Genomic DNA, 18337 nt, shown 5'->3' with positions numbered 1-18337 from the left:
TAACAACATGGTAAGCAATTTATTTATTACGTTTGAAGGACCAGATGGAGCTGGAAAAACATCTGTGCTGAAGGATATTATAAAGCGTTTAGAGGAGCACAATGTAAACTTTCTAGCAACGAGGGAGCCCGGAGGAATTCGAATCGCTGAAAATATTAGAGAAGTCATTCTAAATCCAGCATATACAGAAATGGATGCACATACGGAGGCACTGCTTTATGCGGCAGCACGTAGTCAGCATTTTTATGAAAAAGTCGTACCTGCATTGCAAGCGGGCAAGCATGTGCTATGTGATCGATTTATTGACTCGTCACTTGCCTATCAAGGCTTTGCTAGAGAGCTTGGAGTAGATGAGGTCTTGAGTATTAATGAATTTGCAATAGGGAAAAATCTCCCGGATTTAACGATTTTCTTTGATTTGCAGCCACAAGTTGGTTTAGCTAGAATTCAAGCAAATCGTGCGGATGAAATTAATCGCTTAGATGTTGAAAGCTTGGCATTTCATGAAAAGGTTTATGCTGGCTATGAAGAGGTATTGCGTCGTTATCCAGAGCGCATTCGCATAGTAGATGCTTCAAAGTCATTAGATGAAGTAATTGAAGATGTTTGGAATATTTTAAAAGAGGTTATAGTTTAAAAGTAAATGAATTACAACATATGATTGTGCTATAATAGTACTATCAACTTTACATTTAACATAAATTGAATGTAAATAAAGTCTCTAAAATGGGACATAATTTAATGAAGGGGTGAGGGCGGATGAAATTAGTAGTAGCCGTTGTACAAGATCAAGACAGCAACCGTTTATCAAATGCATTAACAAAAAATAATTTCCGAGCAACTAAGCTAGCAAGTACAGGTGGATTTTTACGTTCAGGAAATACGACATTTTTAATTGGTACGGACGATTCATTAATACCTAAGCTTTTGGATATTATTAGAGAAAACTGTCGAGCGCGAGAACAAATGGTAGCACCAGTTTCACCGATGGGAGGCAATGCCGACTCCTATATCCCATATCCTGTTGAAGTAGAAGTTGGTGGCGCTACGGTGTTTGTATTACCAATTGAGCAGTTCCATCATTTCTAATCAGATTATAAAGAGCGCTGGAGGGGAATTCATTGAAAATTAATCAAGATTTACGTGTGCTGAACACAAATCGCAATGAACTAAAGCCTACACCGCAAAGCGCAAATCGTTTTGGAGAGATGGTTGTCAAGCAAGGCTCAAAAATGCAAACAGAGCAATTGACACGTTTGCTTGGTGATATTTCAGCAGCAGGAGAGCGTGTGGCAAGGTCGCGTAATTTACGTGAGCTGACACGTTATAAAATGCTTATTAAACGCTTTTTACAGGAAGCTGTTGATTATGGTCTTGAAATGAAGCAGTCGCATACGTGGAATCGCTTTGGTGAAGGCCGTCGTTTAAAAATCATTGAGACAATTGATCAACGTTTAGTTGAACTAGCGCAGGATTTGTTAGATGAGGAAAAGGAAACGATTGATCTGTTAGCTAAAATAGGCGAAATTAAAGGATTATTGATTAATCTATATATGTAAAACCCGTGTCTCAACCACATGACACGGGCTTTTTTCTAACATGAATAGGTCGAAGGTGAAGTAAATGGCACATGATATGAATGAGCTGGAAATGCTACAGCCTGTAGTTATAAAGCAAATTCAAACAATTTACGAGAAAAATAGAATGGTCCATGCCTATATTTTTGATGGTGAAAAAGGAAGCGGAAAAAAGGCTGTTACGCAGTTTTTTGTGAAGCTTTTATTATGTGAAAATGTGTCGAATAATGTTCCATGTGAAACATGTCGAAATTGTATAAGAGTAGATTCAGGTAATCACCCAAACATTCGACAAATAGAACCAGATGGACAATTTATTAAAGTTGACCAAGTGAGAGAGCTTATTTCTGAAATGACAATGACGGCAGCAGAGCAGGGTCGTAAAATTTATGTGCTGCATCATGCGGATAAATTGAATGTCGCCTCTGCTAATACGCTGTTAAAGTTTTTAGAGGAGCCAGATGGTGATGTGATGGCAATTTTACTAACAGAGCAAATTCAATCTATATTGCCAACAATACGCTCACGTTGTCAGCATATAAAATTTTCACAAGTACCACGACAGGTGATTCAACAGCAATTAGTAGAGCAAGGTGTCACACAGTCGATGGCAGCTACGGTAAGCATGGTAGCGAATGAACTAGAAACAGCACTTTTTTTAGCGAAAGATGAGCAATTTGCACATGCAAGAAAAACAGTGTTAAAATTAATAGAAGCTGTCAGAAAAAATGTCCATGAATCGATGTTGATCGTCCATGAGGAATGGTTACCTTCCTTTAAAGAAAGAAATGAGATGGAGCAGGCGCTGGATTTACTGCTATTTGCTTATCGCGATATTGTTGCATTAAAAGCAAATATGGAAGCGTCTTGTACATATCCAGATATGTTACAAGCTTTTAAGGAAATCGCCTTACACATGACATACGAGAAACTATCGAATCAAATGCAGGCAATTTTACAAGCTAGACAGCAGCTACAACGTAATATGAATAGGACGTTGTTGATGGAGCAGCTTATGCTGAATCTGCAGGAGGGGTACACATTTGTATAATGTAGTTGGTGTTCGCTTTAAAAAAGCGGGCAAAATATATTATTTCGATCCAGCAATGTACGAATTAGAGGAAAATCAATACGTCATTGTAGAAACAGCGCGAGGCATTGAGTATGGTAAAGTCATTATCCCTACGAAGGAAGTTGGGGAAAGCGATGTTGTTTTACCATTAAAACAGGTTGTTCGCCCGGCGGATGAGCGCGATCGCATTCAAGTTGATGAAAATCAAGCGGAGGCAAGACGTGCGTTTGATTTAGCAAATGCAAAAATTATCGAACATAGCCTAGATATGAAGCTAGTTGATGTGGAATATACATTTGACCGCAATAAAATAATTTTCTATTTTACTGCGGAAGGACGGGTCGATTTCCGTGAGCTTGTAAAAGATCTTGCATCAGTTTTCCGTACGCGAATTGAATTGCGTCAAATAGGCGTGCGCGATGAGGCAAAATTATTAGGTGGCATCGGTCCATGTGGGCGAATGCTATGCTGTTCAACCTTTTTAGGTGATTTTGATCCTGTATCAATTAAGATGGCAAAGGATCAAAACTTATCATTAAATCCGACGAAGATTTCAGGGCTTTGCGGTCGTTTAATGTGCTGTTTAAAGTATGAAAATGATGACTATGAAGCAGCAAAAGAAGGAATGCCAGATATCGGTGATACAACAATGACACCGAATGGTATGGGAAAAGTAATAGGCTTGAATGTACTAGAGCAATTAGTTCAAGTATATTTACAGGAACAAGAGCGCACAGTAGAGTACACGCTCGATGAAATATTGCAATGTGAGGGAAATCTCATATAGGTTAAATACGTCTTGATGTAATTGAAGTTAGCTAACAATTACATCAAGGCGTAATTCATAAAAGTAATAGACTTCAGCTGAATAAAGATAAAGATTTAATGGGGTGGCTTGAGTGAAGGACCGTAATTTCTTAAATACCGTTATGGAATTCGAACAACAGCTTGAAGCGATACAGGAGCAATTTAACTACTTAAAGCAGTTTGTTGCACATATGATGGAGGAGCACCAAACACTTCAAGCAGAAAATCTCCACCTACGGACACGCTTAGATGAATTGCAAGCAAATGAAGCGATACAAAATGAGGAACGTAAAAATGAAGTGGCGGATATTGGCGAAGGCTATGATAATTTAGCGCGCCTTTACCATGAAGGGTTTCATGTATGTCATGTGCATTTTGGTGGCTCACGTAAAGGTGAGGATTGCTTATTTTGCCTATCGTTTTTAAATAAAACAACATAGTGAATGAAAAGGAGCTGTCTGATGAGATAGCTCCTTTGTAATGAAAAAGCTAAGGGAGTTTACAAATGGAACAATGGTTACAGGATGACGAGCGCTTAGACTATTTATTAGCAGAGGATTTACGCATTATTCAAAGTCCCTCTGTATTTTCATTTTCTTTAGATGCTGTATTGCTAGCACGTTTTGTGAATATACCAAAAAATAAGGGGCATATTGTCGATTTATGCTCAGGTAATGGTGTAGTGCCATTATTTTTAAGTGCACGTACTAAAGCGCAAATTACGGGTGTGGAATTGCAGCCAAGATTATATGATATGGCTTGTAGAAGTGTGCGTTACAACAATTTGGAACAACAAATTACGATGACATTAGGTGATGTGAAGGAAGCGGCTGATCAATTAGGTGTTGAAAAATATGATGCTGTCACATGTAATCCACCATATTTTTTAGCACATGAGATGAGCGATAAAAATATTAGTGAGCATCATGCTATTGCTCGCCATGAAATACATTTAACATTGGAAGAAGCCATTATTGCAGCGAGTCGTTTGCTAAAGCAAGGAGGTAAAGCTGCCTTTGTTCATCGACCAGGTCGCCTGCTTGATATTGTTACAGCAATGCGCGCACATCGTTTAGAGCCAAAGCGTATTCGCTTCGTTTATCCGAAAATGGGCAAGGAAGCAAATACATTATTAATAGAAGGAATTAAAGATGGTAAGCCTGATTTAAAAATATTACCACCTCTTTATGTCTATGATGAGGACAATAATTATACGGCAGAAGTGAGTGAGCTTTTATATGGAGAACACAGCTAAGCATTATTTTTACGTATTGCAATGTGGAGATGGCTCTTTATATGCAGGTTATACAAATCATTTAGAGCGGCGCGTAGCTGTTCATAATGCAGGTAAAGGGGCAAAATATACGCGTGCACGCTTGCCTGTCATATGTATTTACTTTGAGGAATACGCGACAAAGCGAGAAGCAATGCAACAAGAATATGCTTTTAAACAATTAACGCGTGAAAAAAAGGAAATTTACATAAGCGGCGCTAGGGATTAGCTACTCCCTAGCTTTTTGTTTGATTATAGCATAATGGTGTATACTTATGATGATAGTTAGGGGGAGTAAGCATGAAATCACAAAAGAGCAGCCAGCATGAGACAGGTGCATGCTTATATTTAGTGGCGACACCGATTGGCAATTTGGAAGATATAACGATGCGAGCTTTGCGTATTTTAAAGGAAGTTGATGTGATTGCGGCAGAGGATACGCGCAATACGAAGAAGCTATGTAATTACTTTGATATAACGACACCGCTTGTAAGTTACCATGAGCATAATATCGAAGCAGGTGGAGAGAAGCTTTTGCAATATTTACGTGATGGTAAATCTGTTGCGCTTGTTAGTGATGCAGGCTTACCTTGCATTTCAGATCCGGGTGCTGATATTGCAATGAAGGCAATTGATGAGGAGTTTGCCGTTGTTCCAATTCCTGGAGCAAATGCAGCATTAACGGCTTTAATTGCCTCAGGTATTACACCACAGCCATTTTATTTCTTTGGATTTTTAAATCGCAATAAAAAGGATCGACGTTTACAGCTAGAAAGCTTGAAAAAACGCCAAGAAACGCTTATTTTTTATGAGGCACCGCATCGCTTAAAGGATACATTAAAGGATATCGAGCTTGTTTTAGGCAATCGCCGTATTACGTTAGCGCGTGAGTTAACAAAGAAATTTGAAGAGTTTTTACGTGGAACTGTTGATGAAGCACTCGAATGGGCTAGCAATAATGAAATTCGTGGAGAGTTTTGTGTTGTCCTAGAGGGAGGCACCGAGGTAGATTCTGAGGATGAGCAACAATTTTGGACGGATATGACAATCGAAGAGCATGTACACTATATAATAGAAGAAACACAAATGTCATCAAAGGATGCCATTAAAGAAGTAGCAAAGCAACGCAATTTACCAAAGCGAGATGTCTATCAGGCATATCATCAGTAAAATGCAAATGGCTTTTGAGAAATGTAGGCTAGTCCCTACATTTCTCAAAAGCCTCTTTTGCATTATTTTTTTAAGCCTTCTTGGATTTCTTTAATTAATAATTCTGCACCTTCAGGGCTTAAAATTAATTTGCCACCTACAAGACGTAGGTTGTCATCAGACACTTCACCAGTTACAGCACATGTCATATTTGGCATGTATTTTTTTAAGATGATTTTATCATCATCTACATAAATTTCTAATGCATCTTTCTCTGCAATACCTAATGTACGGCGTAATTCAATAGGAATTACTACACGTCCTAATTCATCGACTTTACGAACAATACCAGTTGATTTCATAATAATAGTTCCTCCTTAAAATAAATTGTATAACAATTCTACAAAATTCGACATGAATTGCTTGTCTAACATGAATCATACCAAGTAATTACATAATCGTCAATAAATTAGTTTGAAAAAAAAGTTACTTTATAAATGATTTGTTAAAAAACAAGCTAAAAACACGTTTTATTGAGAGAAATTAGGATATAATTAAAATAAATTCTAATCTATTTATCGGCGTGATTCTACAAAATTCGACATTTTTTGTCGGAAGTTTTGATATTTATTGAAAAACATTGAATGGAAAGTGACAATATTTTTTAAGTACAGGCTAAAATCAACCATTCAGACAACAAGCTTTAATATTCTATCGTTGAAACGAAATTCGTACTTCGATAGAATAGATACTATATTGCAAAGTAATTGGAGGCACTCTACGTGAACGAAAAACAAACATTTTATATAACAACCCCGATTTATTATCCAAGCGGTAAGTTCCATATCGGTACTGCCTATACGACGGTAGCATCAGATACGATGGCACGTTATAAACGTCTGCGCGGCTACGATGTGCGTTTTTTAACAGGAATGGACGAGCATGGTCAAAAAATTCAAGAAAAAGCAGCTGAGTCAGGCAAAAATCCACAGGACTATGTGAATGAAATTGCGGATGCTGCGAAAAAGCTTTGGGCATTGATGGATATTTCCTATGATGATTTTATTCAAACGACAGAGGAGCGTCATACAAAGAGCGTTGAGAAAATCTTTAAGAAATTTTTAGACAACGGTGATATTTATAAAGGTGAGTATGAAGGCTTATATTGTGTACCTTGTGAGTCATACTATACAGAGACACAGCTTGTCGATGGCAAATGTCCTGATTGTGGACGAGATGTGCAAACAGTAAAAGAAGAATCTTATTTCTTTAATATGAAGAAATATGCAGACCGTCTATTGGAATACTATGAAAACAATGTAGAATTTATCGAGCCAGAGTCACGCAAAAATGAGATGATTAATAATTTCATCAAGCCAGGACTAGAAGATTTATCTGTTTCACGTACATCCTTTGACTGGGGCATTAAAGTACCAGGAGATCCAAAGCATGTTATTTACGTATGGGTTGATGCATTATCGAACTATATTACGGCATTAGGCTACGGCTCAGATAATGAGGAGCTATTTAATAAATATTGGCCTGCTGATGTGCATGTAGTAGGGAAGGATATCGTACGCTTCCATACAATTTATTGGCCGATTTTCTTAATGGCACTAGATTTACCATTGCCGAAAAAAGTATTCGCGCATGGTTTTATTATGATGAAGGATGGCAAAATGTCGAAATCTAAAGGCAATGTTGTCTATCCTGAAATGTTAGTCGAACGCTATGGGTTAGATGCGGCACGCTATTTCTTATTGCGTGAGCTACCGTTTGGTTCAGATGGCGTATTCTCACCAGAATCATTTGTAGAGCGTACAAACTTTGACTTAGCGAATGATTTAGGGAATTTATTAAACCGTACTGTATCAATGATGAATAAATATTTTGATGGTATGATCCCAACAGAAAATCTTCAGCCAACAGAATTTGATGAGACTTTAAAAGCACATGCAAATGAGACACGTATTAAATATGAAGAAAGCATGGAAAAAATGCAATTTAGTGTCGTATTAGCAGAGCTTTGGTCGCTCGTTTCTCGAACGAATAAATATATTGATGAAACAGCGCCATGGGTATTGGCGAAAGGTGAGGCAGATCGACCAAAATTGGCATCTGTTATGGCGAATTTAGCAGAAAGCTTGCGTCATATTGCCGTAATGCTTCAACCATTTATGACACAAACACCATTGCGTATTTTTGAACAACTAGGTCTAAATAATAAATTATTAGCATGGGATACGATTGAAACATTCGGCAATATTATTCCACCAAACGTAAAAGTAGCAGAAAAAGGAACACCTATTTTCCCACGTTTGGAAAATGAAGTGGAAATTAATTATATTCGTGAGCAAATGCAAAGCTCAGTACAAACACCACAGGAGCAACCGAAAAAGCCAGAAGCTGAAGAAGTTGATGAAATTTCAATCGATGACTTCATGAAGGTTGATTTACGTGTTGCAACAGTTACAGCATGTGAGCCTATGCCAAAAGCAAATAAATTATTAAAGCTACAGGTGGATTTAGGATATGAACAGCGTCAAGTTGTTTCAGGTATTGCAGAGCATTACACACCTGAACAATTAGTTGGACAAAAGGTAATCGTTGTAGCGAACTTAAAGCCTGTCAAGCTGCGCGGTGAATTATCACAAGGGATGATTTTAGCTGGTTCACATGATGGTGTACTAACATTAGCTACAGTAGATCCAAAGCTTGAAAATGGAGCAAAAGTAAAATAATGCATGGAAAGCCTGTTGGAAAATTTTTTGACGACAGGCTCTTTCTATTCAAAAGAATTTAATTATATCGATATAATTAAAAAATGAAAAAAAAGTAAAAAATATAGGCTTATAGTACCTTCTGTAAAACTCTATACACATATAATGTCACGAAATGACCGTTTTTGTAATACAAATGTAATGTTTCTGAAAACTAAGAAATAATTCAATCAAATAAAATAAACGTCAGGAGTAATGAAAATGGTAGCTTTTATAGATACACATGTGCATTTAAATGCAGATCAATATGATGATGATTTACAGCAAGTAATTGATCGCGCTTTAGAGGCAAAGGTCGAAAAAATGGTTGTCATTGGCTTTGATCGAAAAACGATTGAACGAGCAATGTCATTGGCAAATCAATATGATTTTATTTATGCAGTTATCGGCTGGCATCCTGTTGATGCAATTGATTGCACAGAGCAAGACTTAGCATGGATTGAGGAGCTTGCAGCACATCCGAAAGTAGTCGGTATTGGTGAAACAGGACTTGATTATTATTGGGACAAGTCACCAAAGGATGTGCAACAGTTTTGGTTCCGTAAGCAAATCAAGCTAGCACAAAAATTGAATTTACCAATTATCATTCATAATCGAGATGCAACTGGGGACGTTGTGCGCATTTTACGTGAGGAAAATGCTGCGACTGTCGGCGGGATTATGCACTGCTTTGGAGGCAGCGTGGAAACGGCCCGTGAATGCATTGATATGAATTTCATGATTAGCTTAGGTGGTCCTGTTACATTCAAAAATGCACGTCAACCGAAGGAAGTAGCAAAGGAAATACCTTTAGAGCATTTACTGATTGAAACAGACGCACCATACTTGGCTCCTCACCCATATCGTGGGAAAAGAAATGAGCCTTGCTATGTGCCGTTAGTAGCAGAGGAAATTGCAAGACAAAAAGAGCTTTCTTTGGAAGAAGTTGCTAACGCTACAACAGCAAATGCAATACGCTTTTTTAAATTGGATGTTTAATTTGTGAAGTCGCCTCCAATACTGCATTTAAAGCACTTTGTTGAAAGTGTTTTTTAACGGCTAAAAAACTTTATAGTTGACAGCATGAAATCTAGTCCGTATAATTCAGCGAGTATCAAGGAGGCGTATTTTCATGTCAAATAATTCCATGAAAAGCCAGTTCTTAGGATCATTGAGGAGCAAGGAAACAAGAACAAAAATTTTATCGTTTGTCTTGTTTGCTGCTGTAATTTCATTCGTTCTTTTCCAAGGGACGAAATCACCTGTCGTTATTATGGCGAATGGGGAAGAGCAAAAAGTAGCAACACACGCAGAAACTGTTGGCGAGCTTTTACAAGCACGCGACATTAACGTATCAGAATATGATAAAGTAACACCCTCAGTAGATACCAAAATCGTTAGTGGAATGACGATTGAATGGGAACAGGCAAGAGAAGTAATCGTTTCAGTTGACGGGGAAGAGTCAAATGTATGGACAACTGAAAAAGTAGTGAAGAACATTTTGGAAGAAGCAAATATCGAGGTAACAGAGCACGATAAAGTATCACAAGGCTTAAATACTGAAGTAGGAGCAGATAACAAAATCGATATTCAAAAGGCGTTTCAGTTAACGCTTGTCGATGGCTTAGAGAAGAGACAAGTTTGGTCCACTTCGACTACGGTCGCTAACTTTTTAAAACAACAAGAAATTCAATTAGGTGAATTTGATCGTGTCGAGAATAAACTGGAGGATGTTATCACTCCAGAAGGAAAAATCGTAGTTGTTCGCGTAGAAAAGGTTACCGATGTAGTGGAAGAATCCGTTGATTTCGCAGTCGAAAAGAAAAACGATTCTTCATTGCTTAAGGGCAAAGAAAAGGTTGTAACAGAAGGCGCAGTTGGGAAAGTAGAGCGCACTTATGAAGTAGTAAAAGAAAATGGTAAAGTTGTCGATAAAACATTGAAGTCTGAAAAGGTGAAAAAAGAGCCGACAACAAAAGTAGTAGCTGTAGGAACAAAAGTTGTAACTGCAAGTGTTTCTCGTAGCAATGCAGCAGCACCAGCAGGTGGCAAAGAGTTTTATGTAACAGCTACAGCATATACACCATATTGTAATGGTTGCTCAGGTACTTCAGCAGCAGGTATTAACTTGCGTAGCAATCCAGATTTAAAATTAATTGCGGTAGACCCAAACGTTATTCCATTAGGAACAAAAGTATGGGTTGAAGGCTACGGCTATGCGATTGCTGGCGACACAGGTGGCGCAATCAAGGGCAATAAAATTGATATCCTTATGCAAACAAAGCAGCAGGCATATAGCTGGGGGCGTAAGCAAGTCCGCATTAAAGTACTAAATTAATAATAAGCAATGAGCTGAATCTTTAGCTCGTTCCTTTCGTGCTGTATTTATCAGGGGTCAATCTCTGATGGATGGTTCGTATTTTGAGGGAAATCGGAAACGACAAACTGCATGTAAGAGGTTTATTATATAGTCTAATAATAGATGCTGCTTTTATAATGGCAGCCACATTTCTACGTGTTTTCATACAAACGAACAAAAAAAGCTTAAGCATTACCAAAATGTTCAAAGGCAAGGGTGCAGGGAATTTTGAATTTCCCTCCGTACTCTTGCCTTTCTAATTGTGTGAGAATTGTGTGAGTGCCTGGCACCTAATAAATATGCTAAAATAATCTTATAACAACTGATGAAAGAAAAGAGGCACATTTTTGGATATACGAGAAATTATCGTTGTAGAAGGTAAAGATGATACGACAGCGATTAAGCGAGCTGTTGGTGCTGATACAATTGAAACGAATGGCTCCGCAATTAATGAGGAAATACTAAGCCGTATTCAGCATGCACAGGAAAAACGAGGTGTCATTGTTTTTACGGACCCAGACTATCCAGGACGTCGCATACGAGCAATTATCGAAGAGCGTATACCGAATGTTAAGCATGCTTTTTTAGCGAAAAATAAAACGATAGCGAAAAATGGTAAAGGTCTTGGAATTGAGCATGCAAACGATGAAGATATTCGCCAAGCGCTTGAAAATGTCTATACGCCAAATGAGCATATCCAAACAGAGGAAATCACACTTGATGATTTAATGTTAGCTCGCCTTATGGGGCATCCGCAATCAAAGGAGCGGCGCAATCGGTTAGGAGAAATATTGAATATTGGTATGACAAATGGCAAGCAGCTGCATAAACGTTTAAAAATGTTTCAAATTACACAAGCTCAATTTGCACAAGCAATTGCACAGTTAGATCAGGAGGCACAAAATGCATAAAGATATTGCAACACCTATTCGTACAAAGGAAATTTTACAAAAGTACGGATTTTCATTCAAAAAAAGCTTAGGACAAAACTTTTTGATCGATCCAAACATTTTACGCAACATTGTTGGTCATGCACAGCTAACAGAAAATAGTGGTGCAATTGAAATTGGACCAGGAATCGGTGCTTTAACTGAGCATTTGGCTCGTGCGGCAAAGAAGGTTGTATCATTTGAAATTGACCAACGCTTATTGCCTGTGCTTGAGGATACATTAAGCCCATATGATAATGTAACGATTGTTCATTCAGACATTTTAAAGGCAGATGTAGCGCAGGTAATCGCAAAGGAAATGCCAGATATTCAAGATATTATGGTCGTTGCAAATTTGCCGTATTATGTAACAACGCCAATTTTATTAAAGCTATTACATGACAGACTGCCGATTCGTGGCTTCGTCGTTATGATGCAAAAAGAGGTAGCAGACCGCATTACAGCCAAGCCTGGTACGAAGGAATATGGCTCTCTTTCAATTGCCATTCAATATTATGTTTCAGCAGAGATTGCGATGATGGTACCGAAAACGGTATTTATGCCACAGCCAAATGTCGAATCAGCGGTCATTCGCCTAATCAAGCATGATGCACCACCTGTACAGGTTATGGATGAGGAATTTTTATTTGAGGTGACACGAGCGTCGTTTGTGCAACGCCGAAAAACGATTTTGAACAACTTGCAGGCAGGACTACCAAATGGTAAGCAAAAGAAAGAGGCTATTTTAGAGGCGTTAACTACGTGTGAAATTGAGCCAACGCGCCGTGGCGAAACACTAACAATTCAAGAGTTCGGTAAATTAGCAGACGCACTTTATCCAACTTTTGCGAAACACTCATAATTTGGCAAACTTAAGACCATAATAAAAAAAATAAATTTTTTTGTGAGAAAAAAGTTGACTAAAATAATTGTATGGTGATAAAATATATTATTTTTGACAATGTTTATAAATCGTGATACACTATTATTTAGTGAGGTGTATGCGAAATGCCAAAAACAATTGCCAATATTAAAAAGGCTTTAGATGGTCATTTAGGCAAACGTTTGCAAATAAGAGCGAACGGTAGCCGTAAAAAAACGGTTGAGTGTGCAGGTGTACTAAGCGAAACACATCGTGCAGTATTCGTAGTGGAGCTCGATCAAAATGAAAATGCGTGCAAGCGTGTTTCTTACAGCTACACAGATATTTTAACAGAGGCAGTAGAAATTACTTTTTTAGATGACGCAATCGCGGTAGGTAAATAGTTATTCATATGTAAAAAGCACTCAAGTTTTTGAGTGTTTTTTGTTTTTGCTGTATAAAGCAAGTAGATATAAGCATACTAAAGAAGCCAACTGAACTTGAGAAAGGGAGGTCATCTGCATGGCGCGAAAAGGCATCATGTCGAATCGTCTAAAGGAAGAGATTGCAAAGGAACTTGGATTTTATGATGTAGTAGAACGTGAAGGCTGGGGTGGTATTACTACCCGTGATGCAGGGAATATGGTTAAACATGCGATTGAAAAGGCAGAAAAACTTCTTGCTGAACAACAAGCTACTGATACAAAGTAGCGAAAGATGTTAACTTAAAAAAACCGATCAGAATAAGGAACGTTGGCAAGAGGCTGTTCGAAAAGCATTACTTTTCGAGCAGCTCTCTTTTTTATTTTCTAATTATTCCTATTTCGTTTTCCAGACAATGAATATGATAAAATAGAAATACGAGAGCTTGAATAGGGAGGAAATGAAAGATGCTTTATATTAAAGCGCCAGCTAAAATTAATTTAACATTAGATGTACTATATAAAAGACCTGACAATTATCACGAGGTTGACATGATTATGACAACGATTGACCTGTCAGATCGAATCGGCTTAGAGGCGAGTCAGGATGGCTTAATTAAAATTATTTCAGCAGATCGCTTTGTGCCGAGTGATGAGCGAAATTTTGCTTATCAGGCAGCAAAGCTATTACAAGATACATACGGTATTAAAGAGGGTGTATCGATTACGATAGATAAGGAAATTCCGATAGCAGCTGGTTTAGCAGGGGGAAGCAGTGATGCAGCAGCGACGCTTCGTGGTTTAAATGAGCTATGGAATTTAAATTTAACGATAGATGAACTGGCAGAGCTTGGGGCACAAATTGGCTCAGATGTACCATTTTGTGTCTACGGGGGCACTGCACGCGCAACAGGCCGCGGTGAAAAAATTGAGGAGCTACCAGCACCACCAAATTGCTGGATTGTGTTAGCAAAGCCGAAAATTGGTGTATCGACAGCGGATGTCTATGGTGGATTGCAATTAGATAATGTAGCGCACCCTGATACAGCAAAAGCGATAGCAGCTATTGCAAGCAAGGATTATAGTGCATTATGTACGTCGCTTGGCAATGTGTTAGAAAGTGTGACATTAAAGCTTCACCCTGAGGTTTCAATGATTAAAGAGCAAATGTATCGATTGGGTGCAGATGCAGTGCTAATGAGCGGTAGTGGACCGACTGTTTTTGGCTTGGTAGACAGCGAGGCACGCATTGCTAGAATTTATAACGGATTGCGAGGCTTTTGTGATGAGGTGTATACAGTTCGCTTGCTTGGGGAGAGGAATACACTTGCGTAAATGCGTACATTTATGATAACTTACGTATAAAATATTCGTATTCTTAATAGAAATAGGAGAGGGTCATATTATGAAATGGAAGCGTAGTGAACGACTTGTCGATATGACATACTACTTGCTTGAACATCCCCACCAATTGATCCCCCTTACGTACTTTTCGGAATTATATCAGTCAGCAAAATCTTCGATTAGCGAAGATTTAACGATTGTGAAGGAAACGTTTGAGGAGAAGGGAATCGGACTTTTAATAACAGTACCTGGTGCAGCAGGCGGGGTAAAATATATTCCGAAAATGTCTGAGCAGGAAGTAAAGGATATGATTCAAGAGTTGATTACTCAGCTACAGCAATCAGATCGTTTATTGCCAGGTGGCTATTTATTTATGACGGATTTACTTGGCAACCCAGACTTTATGAATCGAGTAGGAAAAGTATTTGCGAGCGTCTTTGCTGAGCAGCAAATCGATGTTATTATGACAGTAGCAACAAAAGGTATTTCGATTGCTCATGCAATTGCGCGTCATTTGAACGTTCCTGTTGTGGTTGTGCGTCGAGATAGCAAAGTAACTGAAGGATCAACAGTGAGTATTAATTATGTATCAGGCTCTTCGCGTCGTATTCAAACGATGGTTTTATCTAAACGCAGCATGAAAAGTGGACAACGTGTACTCATTACTGATGATTTTATGAAGGTAGGCGGTACCGTGAATGGTATGAAAAGCTTGTTAGAGGAATTTGAATGTGAGCTAGCAGGCATCGCCGTATTAGTTGAGGCACAGCATGCAGATGAGCGATTAGTGGATGATTATTATTCATTGGTAAAGCTCCACGAAGTCAATGAGAAGGATCGCATTATTGAATTAAGCGAAGGCAATTACTTTCAAAAGGAGAGATTGTAAATGAAAGCAGTAGCAACAACAAAAGCACCAGCGGCAATTGGACCATACGCACAAGGCATGATTGTTAATAATATGTTTTATTCATCAGGTCAAATTCCATTAACAGCTTCTGGTGAGCTAGTAGATGGCGATATCGTTGAACAAACGAATCAAGTATTTGAAAATTTAAAGGCAGTGCTTGCAGCAGCAGGCTCGTCATTAGATCAAGTTGTGAAAACAACTGTATTCATGAAGGATATGAATGATTTTGTAGCGATGAACGAAGTGTATGCTTCTCATTTTGGTGAGCATAAGCCAGCACGCTCTGCGGTAGAGGTAGCACGTTTACCAAAGGACGTAAAAGTCGAAATCGAAGTTATTGCATTAGTAAAATAAAACAACAGTAGGGAAGGTAGACAAATACCTTCCCTACTGCTTATTTTGGATAAACATCAATATCAAAATAATCCTTTTCAGGACTGCCCCATGTGTAGCTTAAGGCGTCCCCATTTTCTAAAGTCACTAAAACGTTGTAAAAATACGGATAAATCCCCGCATCACTTCGAAAAACCTCAATATCACGCACATCTTCCTTCGTAAGTGATTGCACCTCATATAAATCAAATATGACAGCAGCAAGCAATTCCTCTCTGTCCTCTACACTGCCAGTTCTATAATTTTGATAGGCGAAGTATAATATCATTCCTATAGAAGTAACAAAATAAAAAACCAAAAGCCATTTTTTCATATATATCCCTTCGAAACCTAATATTTTATAATGTAATTACAAAAAATTATATACTTAAATCCTATCATTTAAAGCAAATTTCGCTCACTTTACCTAAAATTTTTTAAATAAATTATTTAAATATTTAAACTATTTAAATAATTTAGTATTATTAAGAGAGGAATTGATATTCTATAAGGAGAATATTAATTTTTAGCAAAGGCATCTTAGATTAAGGGGGTGAGAGAATGGAAGTAACAGATGTAAGATTACGACGTGTACATTTAGAGGGACGTATGCGCGCGATCGCTTCCATCACACTAGATGATGAATTCGTTATACATGATATTCGTGTAATAGATGGTAACTCAGGCTTATTTGTGGCAATGCCAAGTAAGCGTACGCCAGATGGTGAATTCCGTGATATCGCGCATCCAATTAAGTCAACGACACGCAACAAAATTCAAGAGAGCGTGTTAGCTGCATACTATGCATCGAGTGAGGAAGAAGCGCTAGAGCTAGAACAAGCAAATGCATAAATAAAGTCAAGCTGTTGGAAAAGCCATTCCAACAGCTGTTTTTATCTTCGTTCAAAAGGGGAAATAGTCACAATCGAAATCTATTGTATATTACTTGTTTTCAAAATGGATGTAAGATAACGGGTTTTCGAGCTATCTATTTCAAAAAGATAGTACGTTATTTTATTTTCTTGAAAGTCATATATATGTCATCGTTTTGTCAAGCCACAATACCTTGAAAAACAAGCTGATTTACTATATAGTCAATATGAGACTTAGAGTTAAACTGGGGGACTTATATGACAAATATTTTTGCAATTGTTTTGGCTGCAGGCCAAGGAACACGCATGAAGTCCAAATTATATAAAGTGCTGCATCCTGTTTGTGGCAAGCCAATGGTGGAGCATGTTATCAATCATATTGAAACACTTGATGTTCATCGTGTCGTAACAGTAGTTGGTCATGGTGCTGATAAAGTACAGGAGCAATTAGGTGATAAAAGTGAGTATGTGCTACAGGCTGAGCAATTAGGAACGGCACATGCGGTTCAACAAGCAGAAGCTATTTTAGGCAATCTTGAAGGCATAACACTTGTCGTATGTGGAGATACACCGCTTATTCGACCAGAAACGATGAAGGCATTAGTTGACTTTCACCGTGAGCAAAATGCCAAAGCGACAATTTTAACAGCTATTGCAGAGGACCCAACAGGTTACGGGCGCATTATCCGCAATGAGGGTGGGCAAGTTGCACAAATTGTGGAGCATAAGGATGCAACATCAGAGCAGCATCTTGTAAAGGAAATTAATACAGGCACATACTGCTTCGATAATAAGCTTTTATTTGAAACATTAAAGCTTGTGAATAATGACAATGCGCAAGGTGAATATTATTTACCTGACGTAATTGAGATTTTACAAAAGCAGCAAGAAATTGTAGCAGCATATGTGACAAAGGATTTTAATGAAACATTAGGTATTAACGACCGCTTTGCCTTATCACAGGCTGAGGAATTAATGCGTGCACGTATTAATGAACGTCATATGCGTAACGGCGTGACAATTATTAATCCCGCAACGACACATATTAGCGCAGATGCGGTAATTGGGAGCGACACAATTATTTTACCAGGCACAATTATTGAAGGTGTCACAGTCATTGGTGAAGATTGCGAAATCGGTCCTAACAGCCATATTATCGACAGCCAAATTGGTCAAAATACAACTGTCCATAGCTCTGTAGTTAAAAGCAGTGTTATTGGTGATAAAGTAGCAGTTGGTCCATTTGCACATATCCGTCCAGAATCTACGCTTGGCAACAATGTGAAGATTGGCAACTTCGTGGAAGTGAAAAAGAGCCAAATTCAGGACGAATCGAAAGTGTCGCATTTAAGCTATATTGGTGACGCAGAGATTGGAAAAAACGTCAATATTGGCTGCGGCTCGATTACTGTCAATTATGATGGTAAAAATAAGTATAAAACGATTATTGAAGACGATGTATTTGTAGGCTGTAATACGAATTTAGTTGCACCTGTAACGGTACGTAAAAACGCGTTTATCGCAGCAGGCTCTACAATTACAAAGGAAGTACCTGAGGATGCACTAGCGATTGCACGTGCAAGACAGGAAAATAAATTAGGCTATGTCAATAAATTAAAATAATATATAG

Annotated in this window: 23 protein-coding genes; 21 read left to right on the top strand and 2 right to left on the bottom strand. The window is 38.2% G+C overall.

Features of this window, described 5'->3' with window-relative positions:
- Positions 1-7: 7 nt before the first annotated feature.
- From tmk to rsmI, 9 genes are all read left to right on the top strand, one after another.
- On the top strand, positions 8-637 hold the full coding sequence (gene tmk, locus R6U77_RS04585) for a dTMP kinase (RefSeq protein WP_319837608.1): 630 nt from the start codon (positions 8-10) through the stop codon (positions 635-637).
- Positions 638-759: 122 nt separating this feature from the next.
- Positions 760-1089 (top strand): cyclic-di-AMP receptor, encoded by a 330-nt coding sequence (locus tag R6U77_RS04580; RefSeq protein WP_066165667.1) that lies wholly within the window; start codon positions 760-762, stop codon positions 1087-1089.
- Between the two features lie 32 nt (positions 1090-1121).
- Positions 1122-1559, top strand: a complete 438-nt coding sequence (locus tag R6U77_RS04575; protein WP_293929472.1) for a YaaR family protein — start codon at positions 1122-1124, stop codon at positions 1557-1559.
- A 64-nt stretch (positions 1560-1623) separates the two neighbouring features.
- On the top strand, positions 1624-2628 hold the full coding sequence (gene holB, locus R6U77_RS04570; RefSeq protein WP_319837607.1) for a DNA polymerase III subunit delta': 1005 nt from the start codon (positions 1624-1626) through the stop codon (positions 2626-2628).
- Positions 2621-3436, top strand: coding sequence for a PSP1 domain-containing protein (locus tag R6U77_RS04565; protein WP_293929468.1), 816 nt, complete (start codon positions 2621-2623; stop codon positions 3434-3436). The genes holB and R6U77_RS04565 overlap by 8 nt, the downstream gene beginning before the upstream one ends.
- A gap of 112 nt (positions 3437-3548) precedes the next feature.
- Complete coding sequence (yabA, locus tag R6U77_RS04560; RefSeq protein ID WP_293929466.1) at positions 3549-3896, top strand: DNA replication initiation control protein YabA; 348 nt, start codon at positions 3549-3551, stop codon at positions 3894-3896.
- Positions 3897-3961: 65 nt separating this feature from the next.
- Positions 3962-4711, top strand: a complete 750-nt coding sequence (locus tag R6U77_RS04555) for a tRNA1(Val) (adenine(37)-N6)-methyltransferase (RefSeq protein WP_293929464.1) — start codon at positions 3962-3964, stop codon at positions 4709-4711.
- On the top strand, positions 4695-4958 hold the full coding sequence (locus R6U77_RS04550; RefSeq protein ID WP_293929462.1) for a GIY-YIG nuclease family protein: 264 nt from the start codon (positions 4695-4697) through the stop codon (positions 4956-4958). Before R6U77_RS04555 ends, R6U77_RS04550 begins: the two co-directional genes overlap by 17 nt.
- A 71-nt stretch (positions 4959-5029) precedes the next feature.
- Positions 5030-5899 (top strand): 16S rRNA (cytidine(1402)-2'-O)-methyltransferase, encoded by an 870-nt coding sequence (gene rsmI, locus R6U77_RS04545; protein WP_319837606.1) that lies wholly within the window; start codon positions 5030-5032, stop codon positions 5897-5899.
- A 62-nt stretch (positions 5900-5961) separates the two neighbouring features.
- Here the strand turns inward: rsmI and R6U77_RS04540 are convergent, their stop codons facing one another.
- Complete coding sequence (locus R6U77_RS04540) at positions 5962-6246, bottom strand: transition state genes transcriptional regulator AbrB (RefSeq protein WP_293929485.1); 285 nt, start codon at positions 6244-6246, stop codon at positions 5962-5964.
- A gap of 414 nt (positions 6247-6660) precedes the next feature.
- Between R6U77_RS04540 and metG the strand changes: the two genes are divergently transcribed.
- The 10 genes from metG (at position 6661) to R6U77_RS04490 (ending at position 15817) form a co-directional block, all read left to right on the top strand.
- The gene (gene metG, locus R6U77_RS04535) at positions 6661-8619 is read left to right on the top strand and encodes a methionine--tRNA ligase (RefSeq protein WP_319837605.1); all 1959 of its coding nucleotides are present in this window, start codon (positions 6661-6663) and stop codon (positions 8617-8619) included.
- A 240-nt stretch (positions 8620-8859) separates the two neighbouring features.
- The gene (locus tag R6U77_RS04530; protein ID WP_319837604.1) at positions 8860-9636 is read left to right on the top strand and encodes a TatD family hydrolase; all 777 of its coding nucleotides are present in this window, start codon (positions 8860-8862) and stop codon (positions 9634-9636) included.
- A 133-nt stretch (positions 9637-9769) separates the two neighbouring features.
- Positions 9770-10975: a resuscitation-promoting factor gene (locus tag R6U77_RS04525; RefSeq protein ID WP_319837603.1), complete on the top strand. Its 1206-nt coding sequence runs from the start codon at positions 9770-9772 to the stop codon at positions 10973-10975.
- Between the two features lie 368 nt (positions 10976-11343).
- The gene (rnmV, locus tag R6U77_RS04520; protein WP_319837602.1) at positions 11344-11907 is read left to right on the top strand and encodes a ribonuclease M5; all 564 of its coding nucleotides are present in this window, start codon (positions 11344-11346) and stop codon (positions 11905-11907) included.
- Entirely contained in the window at positions 11900-12787 is an 888-nt protein-coding gene (rsmA, locus tag R6U77_RS04515; protein WP_319837601.1) for a 16S rRNA (adenine(1518)-N(6)/adenine(1519)-N(6))-dimethyltransferase RsmA, read from the top strand. The genes rnmV and rsmA overlap by 8 nt, the downstream gene beginning before the upstream one ends.
- A 146-nt stretch (positions 12788-12933) precedes the next feature.
- Positions 12934-13191 (top strand): biofilm formation stimulator Veg, encoded by a 258-nt coding sequence (gene veg, locus R6U77_RS04510; protein WP_293929447.1) that lies wholly within the window; start codon positions 12934-12936, stop codon positions 13189-13191.
- 118 nt (positions 13192-13309) lie between these two features.
- Positions 13310-13498, top strand: coding sequence for a small, acid-soluble spore protein, alpha/beta type (locus R6U77_RS04505; RefSeq protein ID WP_066165629.1), 189 nt, complete (start codon positions 13310-13312; stop codon positions 13496-13498).
- A 179-nt stretch (positions 13499-13677) separates the two neighbouring features.
- Entirely contained in the window at positions 13678-14544 is an 867-nt protein-coding gene (gene ispE, locus R6U77_RS04500; protein ID WP_319837600.1) for a 4-(cytidine 5'-diphospho)-2-C-methyl-D-erythritol kinase, read from the top strand.
- A gap of 70 nt (positions 14545-14614) precedes the next feature.
- Positions 14615-15442 carry a pur operon repressor gene (gene purR / locus R6U77_RS04495; RefSeq protein WP_293929442.1) on the top strand — a complete coding sequence of 276 codons (828 nt, stop codon included), beginning with the start codon at positions 14615-14617 and terminating at the stop codon, positions 15440-15442.
- Entirely contained in the window at positions 15443-15817 is a 375-nt protein-coding gene (locus R6U77_RS04490; RefSeq protein WP_319837599.1) for a RidA family protein, read from the top strand.
- Positions 15818-15857: 40 nt separating this feature from the next.
- Here R6U77_RS04490 and R6U77_RS04485 read toward each other — a convergent pair whose 3' ends face one another.
- A complete protein-coding gene (locus R6U77_RS04485; RefSeq protein ID WP_319837598.1) occupies positions 15858-16169 on the bottom strand; it encodes a hypothetical protein in 312 nt (103 codons plus the stop codon).
- A 227-nt stretch (positions 16170-16396) separates the two neighbouring features.
- Here R6U77_RS04485 and spoVG point away from each other — a divergent pair, with 227 nt between their 5' ends.
- Both spoVG and glmU read left to right on the top strand, forming a co-directional pair.
- Positions 16397-16687 (top strand): septation regulator SpoVG, encoded by a 291-nt coding sequence (gene spoVG, locus R6U77_RS04480; RefSeq protein WP_319837597.1) that lies wholly within the window; start codon positions 16397-16399, stop codon positions 16685-16687.
- 278 nt (positions 16688-16965) lie between these two features.
- Positions 16966-18330: a bifunctional UDP-N-acetylglucosamine diphosphorylase/glucosamine-1-phosphate N-acetyltransferase GlmU gene (glmU, locus tag R6U77_RS04475; protein ID WP_319837596.1), complete on the top strand. Its 1365-nt coding sequence runs from the start codon at positions 16966-16968 to the stop codon at positions 18328-18330.
- Positions 18331-18337 lie beyond the last annotated feature (7 nt).

This window comes from Lysinibacillus louembei, from assembly GCF_033880585.1.
GTDB lineage: Bacteria > Bacillota > Bacilli > Bacillales_A > Planococcaceae > Metasolibacillus > Metasolibacillus louembei.
The sequence above is the reverse complement of the archived record's forward strand: the minus strand, read 5'-3'. Positions and strand labels throughout refer to the sequence as shown.

Bases quoted from the DNA above. Each gene is read 5' to 3' on its own strand.
- tmk (WP_319837608.1), top strand. From the start codon at position 8: ATGGTAAGCAATTTATTTATTACGTTTGAAGGACCAGATGGAGCTGGA.
- R6U77_RS04580 (WP_066165667.1), top strand. From the start codon at position 760: ATGAAATTAGTAGTAGCCGTTGTACAAGATCAAGACAGCAACCGTTTA.
- holB (WP_319837607.1), top strand. From the start codon at position 1,624: ATGGCACATGATATGAATGAGCTGGAAATGCTACAGCCTGTAGTTATA.
- R6U77_RS04555 (WP_293929464.1), top strand. From the start codon at position 3,962: ATGGAACAATGGTTACAGGATGACGAGCGCTTAGACTATTTATTAGCA.
- R6U77_RS04550 (WP_293929462.1), top strand. From the start codon at position 4,695: ATGGAGAACACAGCTAAGCATTATTTTTACGTATTGCAATGTGGAGAT.
- rsmI (WP_319837606.1), top strand. From the start codon at position 5,030: ATGAAATCACAAAAGAGCAGCCAGCATGAGACAGGTGCATGCTTATAT.
- R6U77_RS04530 (WP_319837604.1), top strand. From the start codon at position 8,860: ATGGTAGCTTTTATAGATACACATGTGCATTTAAATGCAGATCAATAT.
- R6U77_RS04525 (WP_319837603.1), top strand. From the start codon at position 9,770: ATGTCAAATAATTCCATGAAAAGCCAGTTCTTAGGATCATTGAGGAGC.
- rsmA (WP_319837601.1), top strand. From the start codon at position 11,900: ATGCATAAAGATATTGCAACACCTATTCGTACAAAGGAAATTTTACAA.
- veg (WP_293929447.1), top strand. From the start codon at position 12,934: ATGCCAAAAACAATTGCCAATATTAAAAAGGCTTTAGATGGTCATTTA.
- R6U77_RS04505 (WP_066165629.1), top strand. From the start codon at position 13,310: ATGGCGCGAAAAGGCATCATGTCGAATCGTCTAAAGGAAGAGATTGCA.
- ispE (WP_319837600.1), top strand. From the start codon at position 13,678: ATGCTTTATATTAAAGCGCCAGCTAAAATTAATTTAACATTAGATGTA.
- purR (WP_293929442.1), top strand. From the start codon at position 14,615: ATGAAATGGAAGCGTAGTGAACGACTTGTCGATATGACATACTACTTG.
- R6U77_RS04490 (WP_319837599.1), top strand. From the start codon at position 15,443: ATGAAAGCAGTAGCAACAACAAAAGCACCAGCGGCAATTGGACCATAC.
- R6U77_RS04485 (WP_319837598.1), bottom strand. From the start codon at position 16,169: ATGAAAAAATGGCTTTTGGTTTTTTATTTTGTTACTTCTATAGGAATG.
- spoVG (WP_319837597.1), top strand. From the start codon at position 16,397: ATGGAAGTAACAGATGTAAGATTACGACGTGTACATTTAGAGGGACGT.
- glmU (WP_319837596.1), top strand. From the start codon at position 16,966: ATGACAAATATTTTTGCAATTGTTTTGGCTGCAGGCCAAGGAACACGC.